Source organism: Pleionea sp. WD8-19 (assembly GCF_055326765.1).
Genome location: NZ_JBUZOU010000004.1, coordinates 220,664 through 241,094, shown reverse-complemented (window position 1 = coordinate 241,094; position 20,431 = coordinate 220,664). Strand labels below are relative to the sequence as shown.

Annotated in this window: 8 protein-coding genes and 1 riboswitch; of the genes, 5 read left to right on the top strand and 3 right to left on the bottom strand. The window is 47.0% G+C overall.

Translation table 11 applies throughout. The features are described from left to right. Positions 1 to 104: 104 nt before the first annotated feature. Genes ACTUJY_RS06910 through ACTUJY_RS06900 form a run of 3 tightly spaced genes read right to left on the bottom strand, consistent with a single transcriptional unit; the run spans position 105 to position 3,892 of the window. Entirely contained in the window at positions 105 to 731 is a 627-nt protein-coding gene (locus ACTUJY_RS06910) for a TetR/AcrR family transcriptional regulator (protein ID WP_463615335.1), read from the bottom strand. A 19-nt stretch (positions 732 to 750) separates the two neighbouring features. Next, the gene (locus tag ACTUJY_RS06905; RefSeq protein ID WP_463615334.1) at positions 751 to 1,533 is read right to left on the bottom strand and encodes an outer membrane lipoprotein-sorting protein; all 783 of its coding nucleotides are present in this window, start codon (positions 1,531 to 1,533) and stop codon (positions 751 to 753) included. Further along, complete coding sequence (locus ACTUJY_RS06900; protein ID WP_463615333.1) at positions 1,484 to 3,892, bottom strand: efflux RND transporter permease subunit; 2,409 nt, start codon at positions 3,890 to 3,892, stop codon at positions 1,484 to 1,486. The genes ACTUJY_RS06905 and ACTUJY_RS06900 overlap by 50 nt, the downstream gene beginning before the upstream one ends. A gap of 422 nt (positions 3,893 to 4,314) precedes the next feature. Here ACTUJY_RS06900 and ACTUJY_RS06895 point away from each other — a divergent pair, with 422 nt between their 5' ends. The 5 genes from ACTUJY_RS06895 to ACTUJY_RS06875 all read left to right on the top strand — a co-directional run bounded on the left by ACTUJY_RS06895 (position 4,315) and on the right by ACTUJY_RS06875 (position 20,413). Beyond that, positions 4,315 to 4,608, top strand: coding sequence for a hypothetical protein (locus ACTUJY_RS06895; RefSeq protein WP_463615332.1), 294 nt, complete (start codon positions 4,315 to 4,317; stop codon positions 4,606 to 4,608). A gap of 144 nt (positions 4,609 to 4,752) precedes the next feature. Then, the gene (locus ACTUJY_RS06890; RefSeq protein WP_463615331.1) at positions 4,753 to 5,514 is read left to right on the top strand and encodes a class I SAM-dependent methyltransferase; all 762 of its coding nucleotides are present in this window, start codon (positions 4,753 to 4,755) and stop codon (positions 5,512 to 5,514) included. Between the two features lie 115 nt (positions 5,515 to 5,629). Then, positions 5,630 to 7,765, top strand: a complete 2,136-nt coding sequence (locus ACTUJY_RS06885) for a TonB-dependent receptor plug domain-containing protein (RefSeq protein ID WP_463615330.1) — start codon at positions 5,630 to 5,632, stop codon at positions 7,763 to 7,765. A 16-nt stretch (positions 7,766 to 7,781) separates the two neighbouring features. Continuing rightward, entirely contained in the window at positions 7,782 to 8,933 is a 1,152-nt protein-coding gene (locus tag ACTUJY_RS06880; RefSeq protein ID WP_463615329.1) for a carboxypeptidase-like regulatory domain-containing protein, read from the top strand. Positions 8,934 to 9,106: 173 nt separating this feature from the next. Beyond that, positions 9,107 to 9,195: riboswitch (cyclic di-GMP riboswitch) on the top strand. A 76-nt stretch (positions 9,196 to 9,271) separates the two neighbouring features. Then, a complete protein-coding gene (locus tag ACTUJY_RS06875) occupies positions 9,272 to 20,413 on the top strand; it encodes a fibronectin type III domain-containing protein (RefSeq protein ID WP_463615328.1) in 11,142 nt (3,713 codons plus the stop codon). The last annotated feature ends 18 nt before the right edge of the window (positions 20,414 to 20,431 follow it).

The window sequence follows — 20,431 nt, the reverse complement described above, 5'->3', positions numbered from 1 at the left end:
TTTGTCTGAGTACTCAGATTTAATTGTTCCCTTTAGTTAGTACTCTTTGGTTGAATTAGTGAGAAACTTCGCCCCGCTGGTCGGGGCTTTTTTTTGCCTAAAAATCAGCCTGTCTTTTTTAACATTTCAGGCGTTTGTAGCTGCAATAGATACTCTTGTAAACACTCTGCCATATCATCCAGCAAATGATCTTGCTTGCTGCACTTTGCAACACCAATAATCCCTTGGAGAGACGCCAACAAAAAACAAGCGACTTTTCCAGACTGCACTTCTGCGCGTATCACACCGTTCGTCTTTCCTCGCTCAAGCGCCTCAGCAATCGCAGTGATCCAGCGTTGATAAACGGCTTCGAGTCGTTCACGGAAACCTTCGTCGATGGGTGACATTTCCTGAGTCAGGTTATTGATTGGACAACCTTTTTCAATTTCATCGGCACAGCGTCCTTCGCGTTCTTGCTCACAGATATCGATAATGGTTAGCACGGGGTTATCCGAGGTAGACAACGGCTCAACCCAACGCTGCATCACATCTTGCCCTAATATTTCATCAACAATTGCGTAACCTATGGCCATTTTATTGGCGAAATGGTGGTACAACGCTCCTTTGGTTAAACCAGTCCGGTTGAGAATATGCTCCACTCGCATACCTTGAAAGCCACGCAAATGGATTTCTTCTAAGGCCGCATCAAGAATGCGGCGACGGGTTTCATCTGGATTTCTTTGTACCACCATAAATCACCTCTCTCAGCGATTAACGTGCGCGTTTTAAGGCATTTTTGCTGAAATCCTGTTCATCCATTTCGGTTTTAAACTGGTAATCACTCCACTTTAATAGGGTAGATTTACCGGTTTGATGATTTTCCATAGACATCGCATGCGCACGCCAGAACTGATTCAAATATTGCTTATAATCGTTATTAATTAAAGTTTTTAATAACTGATCGTTTCGATCATAGTATTCAACCTTAATCATACGATATTCCTGCTTGTCGATATAGTTTACCAACCTTGTGTAGCCAGAATGCTTGTACTGCGGAGTACTTTCGACCACAAAAACATCCATGCCATTGACCTTATCGTCACGCAAGTATTTGTAGGTATACTTTTCGATTTCAAAAGATGACAGATCTTCATAAGAGAACTCACTGCCCATAAAAGGCCCGGATTTGTTACTCGAAGCGATTCGCTTAACACGCTTTAACGCCGGTAAATACAACCATTGTTCATCGGCTTCAATCGCATGAGAGAACGATAAAAACGCTGTGCCTTGCACATCTTTTGGCTCATCAAAAATGGTTAACCCTTTATCACCATCACCCTCAACCTCCAGGCTTTGGATGCGAATTTTCCGTACACTTTCGCGGCCATCTTTATTGCGCAACACCATTTCCATTGAGGCTTTTGAATTAACCCATCCGGTGTTACGGCGATCGGCTTCTTTTGCGATCGCGAGACCTTTTTGCTCCGGCGATTCAGCTAAAACACTAAACGGAAGCAGAGTCAGCAAGCTCAGACTGAGCAACAATTTTTTCATTGGATTTTTCCTCTAATTTCATTAATAAAGGTGGCAACATTAAAAAGTCGACAATTAAAGCGATGGCAATGGTCATCGCAGTCAGCATGCCCATATCGCTGTTCATGGTAAACGTTGAAAAAGTCATGATGTAAAAACCGACCACCAAAATGATTGTGGTCGCCGTCAGCGCCATTCCAACCGTCTGGAAAGCATAGCGTACGGCATCGGTGGCGTTCATCTTTTTCTCGCGACGCGCACGCAAATATTTACTTAAAAAATGCACCGTGTCGTCTACGACAATCCCCAATGTCATACCCGCAACAATCGCAAGCGACATACCCACTTGGCTCACCAACAATCCCCACAATCCAAACGCGAGTCCAGCAGGGACCAAATTGGGGATCAAGCTCAACAACCCCATTTTTAACGAGCGTAATGCAAAAATCAGAATTACGGAAATTAAGATAAGCGCAATTACGGTACCGGTTAAAGAACTCTTAATGTTGCGTGCACCGATGTGCGCAAACATCAAATTGGGACTCGCTTGTAAAATTTCGATTTCAGGTGCGTTCGTTTTAAACCAGTTATCGAATCGCTCTTCAATATTGATCATTTCATTTGATGAAAGACTTTTAACGGTGACACTTAAACGCACCGATGACTTTTCAATATCGATTTGATTGGTCAGATCCAACCCTTGTGGTAGCGACATTTCATAGAGCAAGAGATACTGAGCTGCCAGCTCTTGATTGTCGGGAATTTTATACCACTGTTCGCGATCGGCGTGCATGTTACGATTGAGTCGTTTCATGGTAGTGGACAAAGTATCCACATGAATGACTTCGGGTTGCTCATACGCAAACTGAGTGAAGGCTTCCAGTGTTTTTAAATACTCTGGATTATTAATACCTTGCTGCTCTCCCGATTTCACCGAAATAAAAATATTGTACAAACCGGTCAGGTGTTCTTCGGTGTAATCGGTGTCCGCCCGAAATGGCACACTGGTATCGAAGTATTTAACGAACTCGTCATTCAATTCATTATTGGGAATGAATGAAATGATACCTACAGACAGAATTGCCATGGTAGGCAATAAAATTTTGCGTTTGGCAATCACCCAATCGGCCAAACCATCCATCCAATGGTACATTTTAGGCTCGACACTTTTCTTTCTTACTGGCAGTACCATCACTAATGCTGGTAATAAAGTGACCGAATACACAAAGGCTAACACCACACCAAAAGCCACTACGGTCCCTAAGTGGCCCAATGGTGGTACATCGCTGAAGTTCATTGAGGCGAAACCAATTACGGTGGTTACACTGGTCAAAAACACAGGTTGCATATTGATCCGCAACGATTCCACCATCGCTTGTTGTTTTGACTCTCCGCGACGTAAATGTTGCTGGAACGTCACCAAAATATGTACCGCATCAGCAACACCCATAGTCAGAATAATGATAGGGGCTGACATCACCGGGCCGGTCATATAACCACCGAACCAGAAGAAAGTACCAATCGCACCAATAATAGAAAAAACGATTAACAGCAACGAAGCAATGGTACCGCTTAAGGTACGGACCATAATCCACAAGATGATCAGCACCACAATAAACATATAGAAGTTCAGCGTTTGCAGATCGTTCATGGAGGCTTCCGGAAAAGACACATTCATCATTACGACACCGGTTAAACGCGCCTCCAAATTACTATCGCGTGCCTCCACTTGTTTGGCCAGATCGCGCACAAAGTTCGCCACTTCCATCACTTCTTCTTGCGGATTATCCGGTAATTGAACTGTAATATTCACCGCGGCAACCTCGCCAGTGGGCGAAATTAAACGATTTTTCAAAATGGGATCATTCGTGGCAATTTCTGCCAGAGCGTTTAAATCAGACACCGTGTATTGTGCAATTTGCTCTGGGGTGATGGTTTGATGTGAACAATCGGTGTCGTAAACACCTTCTTTTAACGCCAGCGGATAACAGATAAGGTCCTTTACGATAAGATCATCCTCACCTTCAGCCCAGGTGTGTTGAAAATTAGTGATGGAGTCAACCCGCAATTTGTAAGGCGTTGCCCAAGCCTGCTCCGTTAGCCAATGAATGGATGCCAGAGTCGATGGGGTAAAAACTTTGCCGTCTTTTGGTGTAACCACCATCAATACATTATCGGATTTATTGTAAGTCGCCTGAATATCTTCAAACGCCAGAAGTTGCGGATTATCGCCCGAAAAAAACACCCGATAATCGCTTTTAAAATAGGCTTTAGACATTCCATAGCCCAACGCCAGAACGGACAGTACCGATAGCACTATCACCAACCAGCGCCAGCGAACAATCCAGTTCGCAAATTTAACCGTAGCATTATTTGCCATGTGTGATTACTCCCCAATAAGTACAGGAAAAAAGAACGTGCATGTGGAAAACCTTAATAGCCCTGGATTACCCCAAGGGCTTCGAAGTATATAAACAGACCAGTTGGTCTGTCAATTATCCGATCAAAATTTCAACTTTATCAATAAAAGAGAGCAGCCGGTTTGTTAGACCATACAAGTATCGATAAAACATAAGTTCAAACAACGATTTGGTGATTCTAGGGCAGAAATATAAGGGTTGGGCGAGTAAATTTATCTCGCTAACAGCGAAATACAAGTAGGCCGTGGCAGCGAAACCTTCATCAATTGGCTGATTAAATCGAATTTCAATCTGGAATATCTCGGCTGTTCTTTGTTGAAAATTGTGAGAAATACTCTTTAATAGATAAAAACCAATAATAAAATTTAAGGAGTTTCAAGCCATGCGTTTTTTAACTTGCATGTCATTATCAGTCGCTTCTTTGGTAACTCTTTCCAGCTGCAGTAGCTGGCAACCTAAACCACTCTCAACCGTTAATTGGCAAAAAATTGGCTTTATCGAAGCGCAAAGCGGCTACACCGCGAATTGGCGTAAAAACTATCATCTTATCAACGGTGGTGCACCAGAAGGATTTGACGAACTGGCCTATTTTGAAGGGTTCAAATTAGGAAAAACCCCAGAGTGCGAGTCGCTCAAGCACTGCCAAAGTACACGACAAACTGCGAACACGAATTAATTTCTCATTTCCATTGCAAGACGTTTCTCCCAAAGCAGTCCAACCCTATTGGTCCCGGCACTTGGCCGGGATGTTTTTATCTAAAGCGTGTTTCTCTTCGATTAATCACGATAGAATAGTGTTTTACCTCGTTTTACGTTTTAAATGAAACCAAGTATCCAGTTTACATCGAGTGATGCTACCGTTGCGGAGCTCGCTTGCGATCGTTTACCCATTGTCATTAAACAAAATTTCATACCCGAAGAACACCATTGGGCATTGGAGTTTGTTGATGATCGGCTAACGTTGCTCGGCGTTATGAATCAACAAAAGTTTTCGCTTCATTTCGATTTTTTATCGGGTCAACTCAATTTTCGCCGGCTACACGGTGGAGGTCGTCAGGAGCCCCTAGCAAAAGCCATTGGACTTAAACAGGGTGCTACTCCTTATGTGCTCGACGCAACAGCCGGTATGGGACGCGAGTCGTTTTTGTTGGCAACATTCGGATGCAACGTGTTGGCGTTGGAACGTAATCCGGTAATATTCCTACTACTCCAAGACGCATTAAAACGATTGAGTTGCTCTCATGACAACCCACTGCCACCAAAACAATTAACTTTAATTCAAGGTGACAGCATTATTGTATTGCAGAAGTTGGCAAATCAAACGCAAAAGCCCGATGTCGTTTACATCGATCCCATGTTTCCAGAGCGAGAAAAAAGTGCTGCGGTAAAAAAAGAAATGCGTATTTTTAAAATGCTGGCAGGCGCCGACTTGGATGATGCCAAGCTACTTGAAGTGGCTCGTCAAACGGCGACTCAGCGCGTTGTGGTTAAACGTCCGGGTAACGCACCTTTTGTCGGAAATCAAAAGCCATCCTTTCAAATCCTTTCGAAAAAGCATCGGTTTGATGTTTATCTTGCTTAAAGGTAAAGCTTTACAAGGGAACTTAATTCAATTAATTAAAACCTGCTTGCTATGTTTTGGTTTTAATTTATATTGAACTGCTATTCTTACAAAAATAAAAACTACCGAATAAATAGTGTTGAACTCGCAACGGTTTAAGCTAACAGGTCTACTCATCATTGGCTTTCTTTATGGCACTAATGCTCTGAGCCAAAGTGTGTCAACAGGAGGTAATGACGATTTATTTTCTTTAACACTGGATCAATTGCTCAGTGTTAAAGTAACCACCGCGTCTAAAAATACACAAGCGGTCATAGATGCGCCATCCATTATTGATGTGATCACCGCGGAGCAAATCCGTGCGATGGGTGTGACCAGTTTGTTAGAGGTTTTTAATCGACTACCCGGAATCACCGTTTCTCGATACGTAAAGGGTGATTATCTGTTAGTGGTTCGAGGGTTGGCTTTACAGGACGGTGTACTGGTATTAATCGATGGAGTACCCGTTAATAATGCCTTCGACGGCCATTTCGACTTTTATCAACGCCCGGTAGACGATATTGATCGCATTGAAGTGATCCGCGGCCCAGGCTCTGCTCTTTATGGCAGTTATGCCGTATCCGCCGTCATCCAAATTTTCACCCAAAAGCCGGATCGCGCCTCACATGGTCATGCATTTCGCACCGGAGTTGGCGCTTTTCAACAGCGATACTTTTCTTTTTCTACGAGTCAACGACAAACTGCTGATCTGGCCTACAGTGGCAGTTTCAGTTATTTCAATGAGGCTGGTGATCGACTGCCTATCGCTCAGGATCAAATCTTCACTCCGCAACCCGGCATTTATGTTCCACCATTGGATAACCCAACCTTAACCCCTACTGAACGTCAAGAGGCTACCGAAAAATTCAATGGTCATGCCAATCTAGAATGGAAAGGCATCGCACTGAGCTTTAATCATTCACAGATTTTGAGTGAACCGCTGGTCAGTCACCTTGGCATCGTGACAGAACCAGGTCAAACCATTAAAGAAACGACGTTGGATCGGCTAGCACTGCAGCTCGAAAATAACATTTCGAACATCGCGAAATACAACACGCGCCTGTACTGGGTAGCCAACGAATCGAAATTGTTTGGCCAGAGCCAACCTCCGCAAATCTATTCTGACGAAGATCAAGATGGGCTCAACGAGGCCTTTTTGTCCGGCATTATCGAAAACTTTCACCACCAAACCGTCAGCCTTGGGTTGGAATTTAACCTCAACTTACAACTCCATAAAAAGCACGAAACGTTGTTAGGGTTCGTGTTTGATGAAACACGACTTCGAAAAGCCTCAAAAGTGGCGAATGTGTCTTTGGCAAATCGAGGTCCGACCGCAGTATTTCCAGCGCAAGATATGACGTCTCAATTCATCGCACCGGGAATTCGGCGAGAATTCACCGCACTTTTTTTGCAGGATCAATGGTATTACAGCGACAACAGCAGTTTTACTTTTGGGTTACGATTTGGCGATTACAGCGACTTTGGCTCAACAACCACACCGAGGATCAGTTGGGTGTACCGTTGGAACAATAATTTTTACAGCAAGCTGCTTTACGGAGAAGCCTTTAAACCTCCCGCGTTTGCACAATTGTTTGATGCCACACCGACACAATCGGCCTTGCGCATGCGTGGTAACCAAAACTTAGAGCCCACGGAAATTCGTACCACAGAGTTTCAACTCGGCTATATCATCAGTCGCGATCTGGTCACTTCGTTCACTCTGTACGACAACCACACCAGCAACGAAATTTTCTTTAACGCCACGCCTGGTATCGAACAATGGCAAAATACCGGCGCGCGCGATGGCAAAGGAGTGGAGCTAGAATTACGAGGAGCCGCTTTGGGTCTTCAAGACTTCTATATCAATTACGCATATCAACAAGTGACGGGTGTTGCACAAGGGGCCGGTGCCGATATTCACTCACCACGACAGATTAAATTGGGTGGCCAATGGGTGTTGAACGATCATCATGCTCTGCAATTTAATGGCTCCTGGTTTGGCTCTCCAACAAGAGAAAATACAGACCGGCGCGTGCCCATTGACGAGTACACATTACTATCACTGTCTTGGCATCAAAAGGGCCTATTTTTACCCGATTTGAATTCGGAGCTGACCATTACCAACTTATTGAATGAATCGGGCCGATACCCAACCGAACAGGCTTTAGGACTGCGCGATGATTTGCCAATTGAAGGCCGAAGTTGGCGTTGGCTGCTGAATTACCGCTTTTAGCGAGGACGATTCCATCATGAAAAACCCCATTTACTTTGTCTCCGTTGCCTTTTTCTTTTTGATAGTAAGTGCCTGCAAAGACACTCAGTTTATAATCACCAACGAAGGAGCGATCAGTGACGCCATTACCGAAGCCAATATTGCTGGCACAGTAACCGATAGAACCGGTGCCGCCATGCCCGGTGTGGTGGTAGCAACCATTCCTTACAATCGCGATTTTACGGTGGATGCCAACGGACGCAAAGCGGTGGATCAGATCGTTACCGATGCCAACGGCGAGTATGTGATCAGCGATCTTCCTAAGGGCAGTTATCGCTTGTTGTTCCTAGCCAGTGGCTACAGTCGAGTAGTCATTTCCATCGGTGAAATTGACTTTCAGGAACAAAATTTGGTGAGTGACCGAATCGTAAAAAATGCCGTTTTGCCGATTTATCCGGCATTGAACGATGGCGACTTACCCGCGGTTGCCCTGTTCGATCCGGAAGATAAAAAACGCATGACCGAACTGCTCACCACATACGGCATGCGCTACCAATCGGTGGTGGGAGAGCTCAATCAACTGGACGCCAACAATTACAACCTACTGGTGATAGGACTTGAAGCAACTATCTACAGTGAATTCGATGAACTGGTGGACAATGCGGCAGTAATCGATCAATTTCTCGCAGATGGTGGCAATATCTTCATCGGGCAACTGAACGACTTTAGTGTTGAAGGCGTACCCATGCCATTTCTTACTGGTGATCAACAATTTGCTCTTCATACCGAAGATGCGCCTTTCAACGACTTTTTTACCGGTGTGATTCAGGACAGTTCGCATCCGTTATTGACTGGTGTCGACTTTAACAACTGGGAGTTTATTGAACCCGGGCAACAGCAAGTGAAACAAAACGTTGTGTTCGATGCGGCGCTCGCCAGCTCTATTGAAAACAGTGCCAACTGGCAAATATTAGTAACCACGCCTGCGGAAGACTTTACCAGCGGTTCCGGTACGGTTTTGGCCGAAACCGATGTGATCATCGCAGAATACACCGACCCACGCAGTGGCGCGCGTATTATTCTTAATCAAGCGGCTTTTTTTCAAGCCAGTTTTGGCGACTTAACGGATCCTAATGCCACACGTTTGACCAGTAATGTGATTCAGTATATGAAGAATTTAAACTTATAAAAGATTTCTTTTATATAGCTAAAAACGATAGAAAATTTAATATTGTCACTAGATGACGTTATTTAATCCAAATTGCTATATCGCATTCTTTGAATAATCACTCAAGCTTTTCTAGGCTTAACCGATAACACTATTAATGTTCCGAGTGTTGTTGTGCATAACACTTGGGAATGTGTTGATAAAGGCAAACTGCTCGAAAGAGCAGGACGCAAAACTACCGGTCTAAGGGCAAAATAACGTCTAAGACAGCGGGGTCGCCAACCAGTAAAGCTTTTTAATAAAAAGCTTTTTCTTCTTGCGCGTTCCCAGCCTGCCCGGACCTATCCAGGAGACGCGTAATGCGACATTGCAGGTTCCAACTGGCTCATTGTTTTCGCAATAGTTTATTCCTCTTTTTACTCCTCGCTGGCATCGCGCACGCCGCCACCATCAGTGGTGTGATCCGAGATCAGTCCGGCAACCCCATTGAGGGTGCTTCAATCAATTTGTTTGAAGTGAATGGCAATAATCTGACACAAGTGGGAAGTTTGCAGAAAGTAGGGGCGGATGGCGCGTTCAGCTGGACCGTAAGCGATGGTAACTACTTACTGCGAAGTTTCTTTTTTGCGAGCGATGTGAATTTAACCGGCGAACCACATCATGCCGTGCGATTTACCGAAGATTTCGCGGTAACCGGCGATACCGTTCGCAATATTGAATACGACTTTGTATTGCTCTCAGGAACAGTCACCGATAGCAATGCCTTACCGGTAGCCGGCGTTGAAGTACAAACCTCTAAATCCTGGAGCGGACCCGAACAAGGTAGCGACGGCCACCTTTCACAAACCACGGTTATCCACCAAAACGGCTCTACAATTACTGACAGTAACGGGCATTACCAAATGTTACTGTTCACCACAGCTGACTGCATAGCCGCCGGAGCCGCTGATTGCCTGTACGACATTAGCTTTATCGCACCCGATGGCAGTGGTTTTATTAGCGGCAACGAAATTGATTATGCGGTGAATAGTGCCCAAACCTTGAATAAAACGCTGGATTTCGCCGACCCAGAACCTGCAAATTTGGTTGCAGGCCCCTACATTTCTCAAATAACCGATGTTTCAGCGCTGGTTGAATGGTATACCGATAAACCCGCTGACAGCGAAGTCGAAGTGGTTGGCGGTAATACATTCAGTTCAACCCAATTGACGCGCCGACACAGCATCACGTTAACCGGACTAACCGCCAACACCAGCTATTCATTGATCATTCGCTCCAAAGATGAAAACAATACGCCTTCAACCCCCATCAATGCGGGCGTAACCACCACAAACAGCCCTGATTCATCGGCCCCTGTTTTCACACAGCATCTGTCGGTCAATGCCATCAATCACGATCGCTTTACTCTGAGCTTCTGTGCCAACGAGTCGGTAAGTGGTTACTTTACTGTAGCCGGTATCGATTATACTGTTGGGAGTGCTAGCAATTGCCATGAGCAAGAATTTAATGGCCTCACCGCCGATACCGAATATCTGGTCTCGGCTCGAATCACTGACTTGGCCGGTAATGGTCCTGTTTACAGTCAGCAATTTACCGTCACCACACGAGCATTTTCTGATACAGAAGCGCCGCAAATTGTTTTCGGACCCGTCGTCTCCGATATCACCGGCTCCTCAGCACTGGTCACCTGGATCACCGACGAAGCTGCCGACAGTGGTATTTCCTACAACAATGGCAGCAGCTACCGAGTGGTAGAAGACAATCGTCAGGTTCGTTATCACACCTTTGCTTTAACCGGGTTAACCAATAACAGCTCTTACAGTTTGAGCGTGTCGTCCAGCGATGCTTTTGGTAATGGACCTTCAACATCCGCCGTTATCACTTTTCAAACACTCGGCCAAAGCGACACCCAGGCTCCACTGATTATTGGTCGGCCTATGGTGGAAGATGTGCAAGCTTCCAGTGCCTCCATTCGCTGGCAAACCGATGAAGCGGCAACCACCGTGGTTCGATTTGGTTTGAGTGCAGGCAATCTTGATCAATTGGTCAGTAACAACCAATTGCACAGCGACCACCAGATTTCTCTCAGTCAGCTAACAGCCAGTACAACCTACTTTTTCCAAGCCGAGTCCACCGATTTAAGTGGTAACACGACAACCAGTCAAGAGCTCTCGTTCACCACAGCCGCAAGCAGTCAAACGTTGCCAACCATCACTGCGGGTCCAGTTGTGGAACAAACCACAGCTAACAGCATTACCATCGCTTGGAACACCAACGTCAACGCCGACAGTCGTCTGGTTTGTGAATCCACCGATGCCATTGCTGAAGTCAGTCGCAATGCGTTCACCAAGCAACACCGGTTAACCTTGGCGGGGTTGAGCCTGGCCACCGGTTACCGTTGCAGCGTTTTTTCAACCGATATCAATGGCTTTTTTGTCAGTAAAGTGATTTCCACCATCACCAGTGAAGAGGTTGATACCACGGCACCAGAGTGTATCAGCGAGCCCCTAGTGGATGCTTATATTGATCGCGCCGAAATCAGTTGGCAAGCGAGCGAGTTGAGCAGTGCGCTGATTCAATATCGAGAGCAGGGCAGCAGTAACTGGCAACAGAAAAGTCGCGACGCTCTCAAGTCAGATGGTTTTGTTTTGTTAACCGGGCTGGCAGCCGAAACCACCTACGAACAGCAAATCACGTTAACCGACGCATCAGGCAATAGTGGTCAATGTGCTTTGAGTGAATTTACTACCGGAACCGAGCCAACACCAGTGCCCGTATTTACCGTGCAGCCGTATATCACGGATATCACAGAAACATCCGCTGCAGTAAACTGGAGCACCGAAAAGCCGAGCAGTGCCATTGTCCACTATGGATTAACCAGTGGCGCACTGGATCGGTCTGAGTCGGTCTCGGAATTTAAAACCAATCACCAAGTGACACTCAACGGCTTAGACAGCAACACCACCTATTTCGTCGCGGTTGATGCCTTTAATTCTGAAGGACAAATGACCACCAGTAATGAGGTCAGTTTCACCACATTAGCCATTCCGGAACCTGCACCTCCGAAGATCATTGCCGGCCCTTGGGTGAAAAACATCACCGATGTTTCCGCTGTAGTGGAATGGACAACCGATCAACTCGCGAACAGTTCCGTTGCCATTGATGACGGTGATACCTTTATCAATGATCCGCTGACCACCAATCACAGTGTTCTACTGACCGGATTGACACCAGCGACTTTTTATTCAACAACAGTAACGTCAACCAATGCGGAAGGTTTAACGTCCGATCCGGCAGATGCGGACTTTACGACATTGCCATTACCCGATACCACACCGCCACAATTTGTCAGTGGTAGAGTTCACTCCATCGACCACGACAGTTTTATCGTTTCTTTTTGTGCTAATGAGCCAGTCACCGGTTATGTTACGGTTGACGGTGTGGATTACCTACTAAACTCCGCTGCAGTTTGCCACGATGTTACGGTTACCGGGCTGTCACCCAACACAACGTACAGCGTGCTTTGTGTCATTTATGACGTTGCCGGCAACGGTCCCGTACAAAGCGTCATGGAAGCCACTACGCTGCCTTATGTCGATGTTACGGCACCCGAAATAATATCCGGCCCGTATGTCGTTAATATCACAACCCATTCGGCATTAGTAAAATGGACCACCAACGAGCCCGCTGACAGCGGTGTGGATTACAACGACGGCAGTGTTTACGGTAGTGCGTATCAGGATGAATTAGTTACCGAGCATCAGATACCATTGACGGGGTTAACCCCCAGCACCACTTACACGCTGACGGTTTCTTCCAGCGATGCGCATGGTAACGGGCCGACCGTTTCCAACCCGGTACAGTTCACAACGCTGGGATTACCCGATACCACGGCACCTAAAATTCTTGCCGGACCTTATGTAGAAGACATCACCACCAGCAGTGCGAATATCTTGTGGCAAACCGATGAAGATGCAACTTCTGTCGCCTACTTGGGCATTGCTTCGGGCAACTACACACTCACTTTTTCCAGCAGCGGTTTTACTCGCGATCACTTGGTATCCACCAGTGGTTTAGAAGCCGATACGCTGTATTACTTTATTGTTGAGTCGAGTGATGCATCAGGCAACAGCGTAACCAGCAACGAGCACAGCTTCCGAACGTTGGAAGAAACCGTTGAACCGGTATTGCCGCTGATTATTGGTGGTCCCAGAGTGGACTCGGTCAGCATCAGTTCGGTGACCATCAGTTGGGAAACCAACATTAATACCAACAGCCGCCTGATTTGCGTTAGCCAAGACGGTACGTTCGAAGCCAGCGACAGCCAATACCGCAAACAACATCGATTCACCTTAACCGGATTAAGCGCCAGCACCCTGTATCGCTGCACCGTGTACTCGATGGACTTTGCAGCCAACTCGGTCAGCGGTACGGTTGACGCTACCACCAGTGACTTACCCGATACCACGCCACCGGTCTGTCTTCAACAGCCTCAAGCCAACGCCTTTACCGATAACGCCGAATTGAGTTGGGAAAGCGATGAACTGGCGACTGCGTTGATACAATACCGAGCCGTTGGTGACGAAAACTGGCTGCAACAAGCGTTAACGCAAGCCAAAACCTCAGCCACTGTGCTACTCACTCAATTAACCGAGAATACTGAGTATGAGCATCAGGTGACGTTGACCGATTTGGCAGGTAATAGCAGCGAGTGCGAAGCTGGCACATTCCAAACCGGGATCGACGTGTTACCCGCACCAGAATTTACGGTGCAACCGGTTGTATTCGATATACAGGATCACAGCGCTAAAGTGCGCTGGCAAACTCAAATTGTCACGACCGCCGTACTTCGATACGGTTTATCGGCATCCACACTGGATAACACGGTGAATGACGCCAACTTGGCGAAAGATCATCAAGTGACTTTGAGTGGCTTACAGGAAAACACCACTTACTACTTGGAGGTTGATGCGTTTAATACCGAAGGCGTTAAAACCACCAGCGATTTGGTGAGTTTCACTACCACACATCCCGATAACGATTTCGATAAAGACGGCATTGTCAACGATCTCGACAATTGCCCTTTCATTCCTAATACCGACCAAGCCGATACCGATGGTGATGGAATTGGCGATGTGTGCGATGACGATGAAATCGAATTACCGGTGGATGACAATGAACCACCCAGTCCTTTTGGTGTGAATTTGCGAGGCATTGTGACGGGTGAAGGATCGCCCATTGAAGGCGCGGCAGTCACTCTGTTTAATCAACAACGTGAAGCGTTAGAAACGGTTCTGACGATTGCCGATGGCTCCTACGCTTTCAGCGCCGTTGCCGCCGGTGATTATTATGTCAGTGTATTGCCGCCTGCTGAAAGTGGCTTCGCTGCAACCCCTTTGGAATTATTAACCGTCGGTGATCGCGACATCGTGCACTGGATTACACTGATTGGTGACGCATTAACTTTATCCGGTCGTCTGCAAGATGCCCAAGGAAGGGCCATTGACCAAGTGCAAATCAGCTTGCACTTACAGTCGAATGGCGATCAAGTCGGTAATCGAGTGGTTACCGATGCCAACGGTTACTTTGAATTTCCTGTCGCACCGGGAACGTATAAGTTGCGACCACTCATTGATGTTTTTGGACCTCAACCAAACGGTGGAAGCGGCACCTTACCCACCTACCCAGTACCCGACTTCGCCGCGGTGTTTCATACGCCACAACAGTTGGAAATTGATGCCGATACAGACATTACCATCCAGCTACCATTGGCTTGGTTATCAGGGCAAACGCTGGATGGCCTCGGTGATCCCGTTGCTGGAGTAAGCTTAGCCATCGACCACCAACACGACGATGGCAGTGCTCGCTATTTCTTGCAAAATTACGGTACCGATTCCGGCAGTAATGCGATATCCGACGCAGATGGAAATTTTGCCTTTGCCGTATTTACCGACCAGACTTTTGATGTGGTTTTAGTACCACCATCGGATCGTACCGATCTTGCGGTTACACGCATCGCTGACTTAAATATTAGCGCCGATACGCAACAAAACATGACCTTAAGTCAGGGTTTCCTATTGTCTGGCGTTTTACAAGATACCGCCGCACGCCCCATCGATTACACGCGTTTAACCTTACACGATCAAACCAGTGGTCTGCAGTTAGGACGAGCCGTTTATACCGATGCTAGCGGAAACTATCAATTCCGAGTAGAAAGTGGGGATTACAAAATACAAGCGCACCTGAATCCCTTTGGTGCGAGTGTCGATGGCAGCAGCCCGTCACCCAGTTACCCGTTACCGGATTTTGCGACAGTCCTCTACGCGCATGAGAGCATCAATTTACTGAGTGATACCGTTCAAAATGTCACACTACCGCTCGCTCAACTTTCCGGACACGTGGTAGACAGCAACAATACGCCAATAGCCAATACGCGCTTAAAAGTCAGTCATGTGTTCCACAACAACAACGTCAGCTACTATTTGGAAAGTCGCGGCAACTCCGCAGTAACTCACGCAAAATCCGATTCGAATGGCGACTTTACAGTCGCGGTGTTCACCGATCAGCCGTTCGACCTGAGGTTGCAACCTCCCGCATCTAATCGCACCTTAGCAACAACGCAATGGAGTGCGTACAGCATTACATCGGATACCAACGACACTTTCGTGCTCAACAGTGCACTGACGTTATCGGGGTATTTGCGAGATGCTGATGGTAATGCCATCGATAACACCACCTTATCGATTCACGACCAAGTCAACCATCAACCGGTCGACTTACCAGCAGTCACCGACAGTAACGGTTATTTCGAGTTTAAAGTTGCTCCGGGTCTTTACAAATTGCGTCCTTATTTACAAATGCAGTCAGGACAAACGAATCCGAACTACCCAGTGCCTGATTACGCGGCAGTTTACTACTTACCGAAAAACATTGAGATCAGCTCCGATCTTGAAATTGAAGCAACATTACCGATGTCGCTGTTATCGGGGCGAGCACTCGATCAAAATGGTGTAGCCGTCCCTAACGTGAAATTACGCATCGATCATGCGCTGGCAGAAAACAGCATCAGTTATTATTTAGAAAATTACGGCGACATCATCGAAAGTAATGCATTGACCAACGCCAACGGAGACTTCGGATTCGCTCTTTTCCGAAATCAAAAAACCGATATATCGGTCAATCCGCCCGCTGGCTCTGGCTTTGCAATTACCAATGTTCAGCACGAGATTTCACAAATCACCAGCGAACACATTTGGTTGATGCATTTTGACGCAGCGACGCCGCAAGTGATTTCTGGACCAACCATAAGTGATATTACGGATCGTTCAGCTGTGGTTTCTTGGTATACCGATAAGCCATCTATCAGTGTGTTGGATCTTTCCGACGGTCAACATTATGAGTCCGCTGAGTTGGTCACTTTCCACCAAATACTGGTCACTGAGTTGACCGCTGAAACGCTTTACAGTGTCGACGTTTACTCGGTCGATAAAGAAGAACAAGCTTCTCCCACGGTCAGTGGCCAATTCACGACGTTGGCGACGCCTGATATCAAGGCTCCGGAATTTATTGAAGGGCCGGTCGCCAGCCATATTACTCAAACGGAATTTACCTTAAGCTTCTGTGCCGATGAGCCGGTAACGGGCTCCATTGCCGTGAATGGCGAAAACATTTCTTTCGACTCGTTAAAACTTTGCCACGACATCGTGATCGACAACCGAAGTGCGAATACCGAGTATCAATGCGAGGTATCTATCGTTGATGGCAGCGGCAATGGACCAACCGTGAGCAACAACGTCACCGTAACCACGCTTCCTACACCTGATACTCAACCACCTCAAATATTAATGACGCCCATGGTGGTAGACATCACAGACACGCAAGCAACCGTGATTTGGAACACCGATGAAGTCGCCACCAGTGGTGTTTCTTACAACGATGGCTCCCAATACCATGTCGTTACGGATGAAACGCTGGTTCAAGAGCACAATATGCAACTTCTGGATCTCACACCTGATACCACTTATTACTTACGAGTGTCCTCTCGCGATGCCGAAGGGAATGGTCCCAGTGTTAGTGAAGAAATCAGCTTTACCACATTACCCACAGAAGACACTGAAGCACCCTGTCTGGTTGGCGCGCCAATGATCCAAAACATCACGCATCAAAGTGCGGTGATCCGTTGGAACACTTGTGAGCGCTCCATTACTTTACTCACTTATGGTTTAAGTGCGGGTAACTTGGATCAATCCGAATCCCATGGCGGCATGCACAGTTTCCATAATGTTGCGGTCACGCAGTTAGAACCCGATACCGACTACTTCTTCCGAGTGCACATGCGTGATAAAGCAGGTAATACGGCGGTCAGTGATGTGTATTCATTCCGTACCAAAGTACAAGGCCATCAAGGAAACCCATTCTTTATGACAGAACCCACTGTGGAAGCATTAACCGAAAGTTCAGTCACCGTGAGCTGGGAAACCGATGTTAATGCCGACGCTCGATTGGTGTGCGAAGGTGGCGGTGAAACGCTTGAAGCGAATCGCAGCAAACGCAGTAAAAACCATACCATCACTCTGACGGGTTTAACTTCAGGAGTCAGTTACTCCTGTACCGCTTATTCCAGTGATCGCAATGGCTATACCTCCAATCAATCCGTACCGGGTGAAGTTCAACCATCGAAAGTAGACAGTTGGAGCGCCGCAAAGCAATGGTTGTCAATAAACCAAAATGCATTCGTTGCCGACAGTACACCTCCGGTCGTGACCAGCGGTCCGGAAATATCAGGCTACGGAAACATTGCGTTTTTGACTCTAACCACTGACGAGCTGTCGTCACTGATGGTGCAATACCGCTTGTTGGGCTCAGCCACATGGCAGCAAACCGGTTCACTGAACGCACAGCGAAATCATTGGATGATCATTCCATCCCTGCTGACGAATAGCAGTTATGAATGGCAGTACATGGTGACAGACATCGCAGGCAACCGCTCGCAAAGTGGCACATTGAATTTTAACTCGGGCAATGCATCTGACTTAGCAACACCCGTGATCATTCAGCAACCGCAACTGGCAAATTTAACCGCCGATCGTGTACAGCTTTCGTTAACCACTGAAGAACACAGCTTCGCACAAGTCAACTACGGTACTAACAACTCATCATTGAACGACAAAGAAGCCAACAGTTTCGCAGGTACACAACACACCGTCACATTGGTCGACTTAATGCCAGCGACAACCTACTTCGCCAACGTTACTGTGTATAACCTGGCCGGAGCAACGGTTACTTCTGAAATCGTCTCCTTTACCACACCGGCGGCGGATAACTTTACCGATAGCGATGGCGATGGCATGTCCGATAGCTGGGAATTGACTCATGGATTAAATGCTCAAGACGCCAGCGATGGTTTATTAGACTCTGATAACGACGGACTTTCCAACCGCGAAGAGTTTGCCGCCAATACCGATCCCAACAACAGCGACAGTGATAACGATGGCATGCCTGATGGCTGGGAAGTGGATCGCGATCTGGATCCGATCGACCCGAGTGACGCCACCGCCGATCGTGATGGCGATGGCACCAGTAACCTGGAAGAGTATCAAAACGCAAGTGATACCATCGCACCGACAATCAGTTTAACAAATGAAATTACACTGAATGCTTCCGGATTGTTAACGCCAATCCCAACGACGGGGGTTTCTGCTACGGATAATCTGGATGGCACGGTAGCGGTTAACATTGTCGGCGCAAAAAGTCGTCGTTCCGGTCGCCACTTAGTCGACTGGCTAGCCACAGACACTGCTGGAAACCGAACAATCGCGACACAAATCGTGAACATTATTCCACGAGTGCAATTGCAACGCGATCAGGTGAGTGCGGAAGGCAATCGAGTGACAGTTACCGCATCACTGACAGGTTCTGCACTGCGCTACCCGGTACAGTTGCCCTTCACCATCAGTGGCTCTGTCAGCTCCAGCGATTACCGATTCAATAGCAATGCCAATGTGCTGGTGATCAATGAAGGAACACAAGGACAAATATCCATTGACTTAATTGATGACGGCAATAGCGAAACCGATGAACAATTGGTGTTGTCTTTTGCCAATCCGATCAATGCGATTCTCGGAGAAAAAACATCGCACACGATTTCCATCACGGAAAGTAATTTGGCGCCAACCTTAACACTCTTAGCGGAACAAGGCGGACAAAGAGTTACGTCCATCGTTCGAGATCAGGGTTTGGTAACCGCAACGGTTATCGTTAATGATCCAAACATAAACGATGGTCACGTTCTTGATTGGAGCGAAACCGACAATACACTGAACGATACCGATAACAGTGATTACACATTCCGTTTTGACCCAAGCGGCTTAAGCGTTGGCGTTCATACACTGAAAGTGACTGTAACCGACGACGGCGTGCCCAGCGCGGCTCGCACTTCCGTACTGACATTAAAAGTGTTGAGTAGCGCACCCACTTTATCAACAAGCGACGACAGTGACGGAGACGGCTTGAATGATGCCGATGAGGGCTATCACGATGATGATGGAGACGGTGTACCGAATTATCTGGATGCACTCGATGATCGTTATGTATTACAACAATTAATCAGCGACAGCAGCCACGCTTACCTCATCGAAACGGAAAATGGATTAGAACTGACATTAAGCGATGTATCCATCAGTGACGATGCCGGTGGGGCACTGGTGGATCAGTCAATCATTGATACCGTGTCGCCTTATAACATGCATGGTCACGATGAAGGCTATGACGCCATCGGTGGACTGTTCAACTTTGCCATTAACAATCTGTCCAATAATGGTGAAAGTGTACAAGTGGTCATTCCACAACGTGAGCCAATACCAAGCAATGCAACATACCGAAAACTTCACCCAACAAATGGTTGGCAAAACTTTGTTGTCGACAGTAACAACGCACTGTATTCAGCCGAAGGATCCGAAGGGGCATGCCCTTCACCGGGTAGTAGCGAATACTCCAGCGAACTTACCGCTGGTCATTGGTGTGTCATGATGTTGATTGAAGACGGCGGTCCAAACGACATCGACGACAGTGCCAATGGTCGAATTGTTGATCCCGGTGGCGTGAGTGTGCAACTGCCAGAGCCAACCGTAGACATTCCAGCTATCTCAGCGATCACTGAAGGCGGCACAATTTCGTTAACGGCTAATGTAAACGATAACGGTAATACGATTGTCAGCTATCTCTGGGAACAAACCGATGGACCCAGCGTCACAATCAATAACGCCGATCAATTGAATGCCAGTGTGAGTAATGCGCCTACTGGAACTCTGACGTTTCGATTAACGATTGTCGACGGCTCTAATCGCAGCGTTTCGGATTCCGTGAGTGTGGTAGTGAATGCACAAAGTACCAATACGGGTAGCAGCTCCGGCGGAGGTGGCGGTAGCTTCAACCCACTGTTGCTGTTATTGATTGTGCTTTATGCGATTAGAAAACGACACGCCATCGTCTGGAAAAAGTAGCATAGAGCACACAAAAAT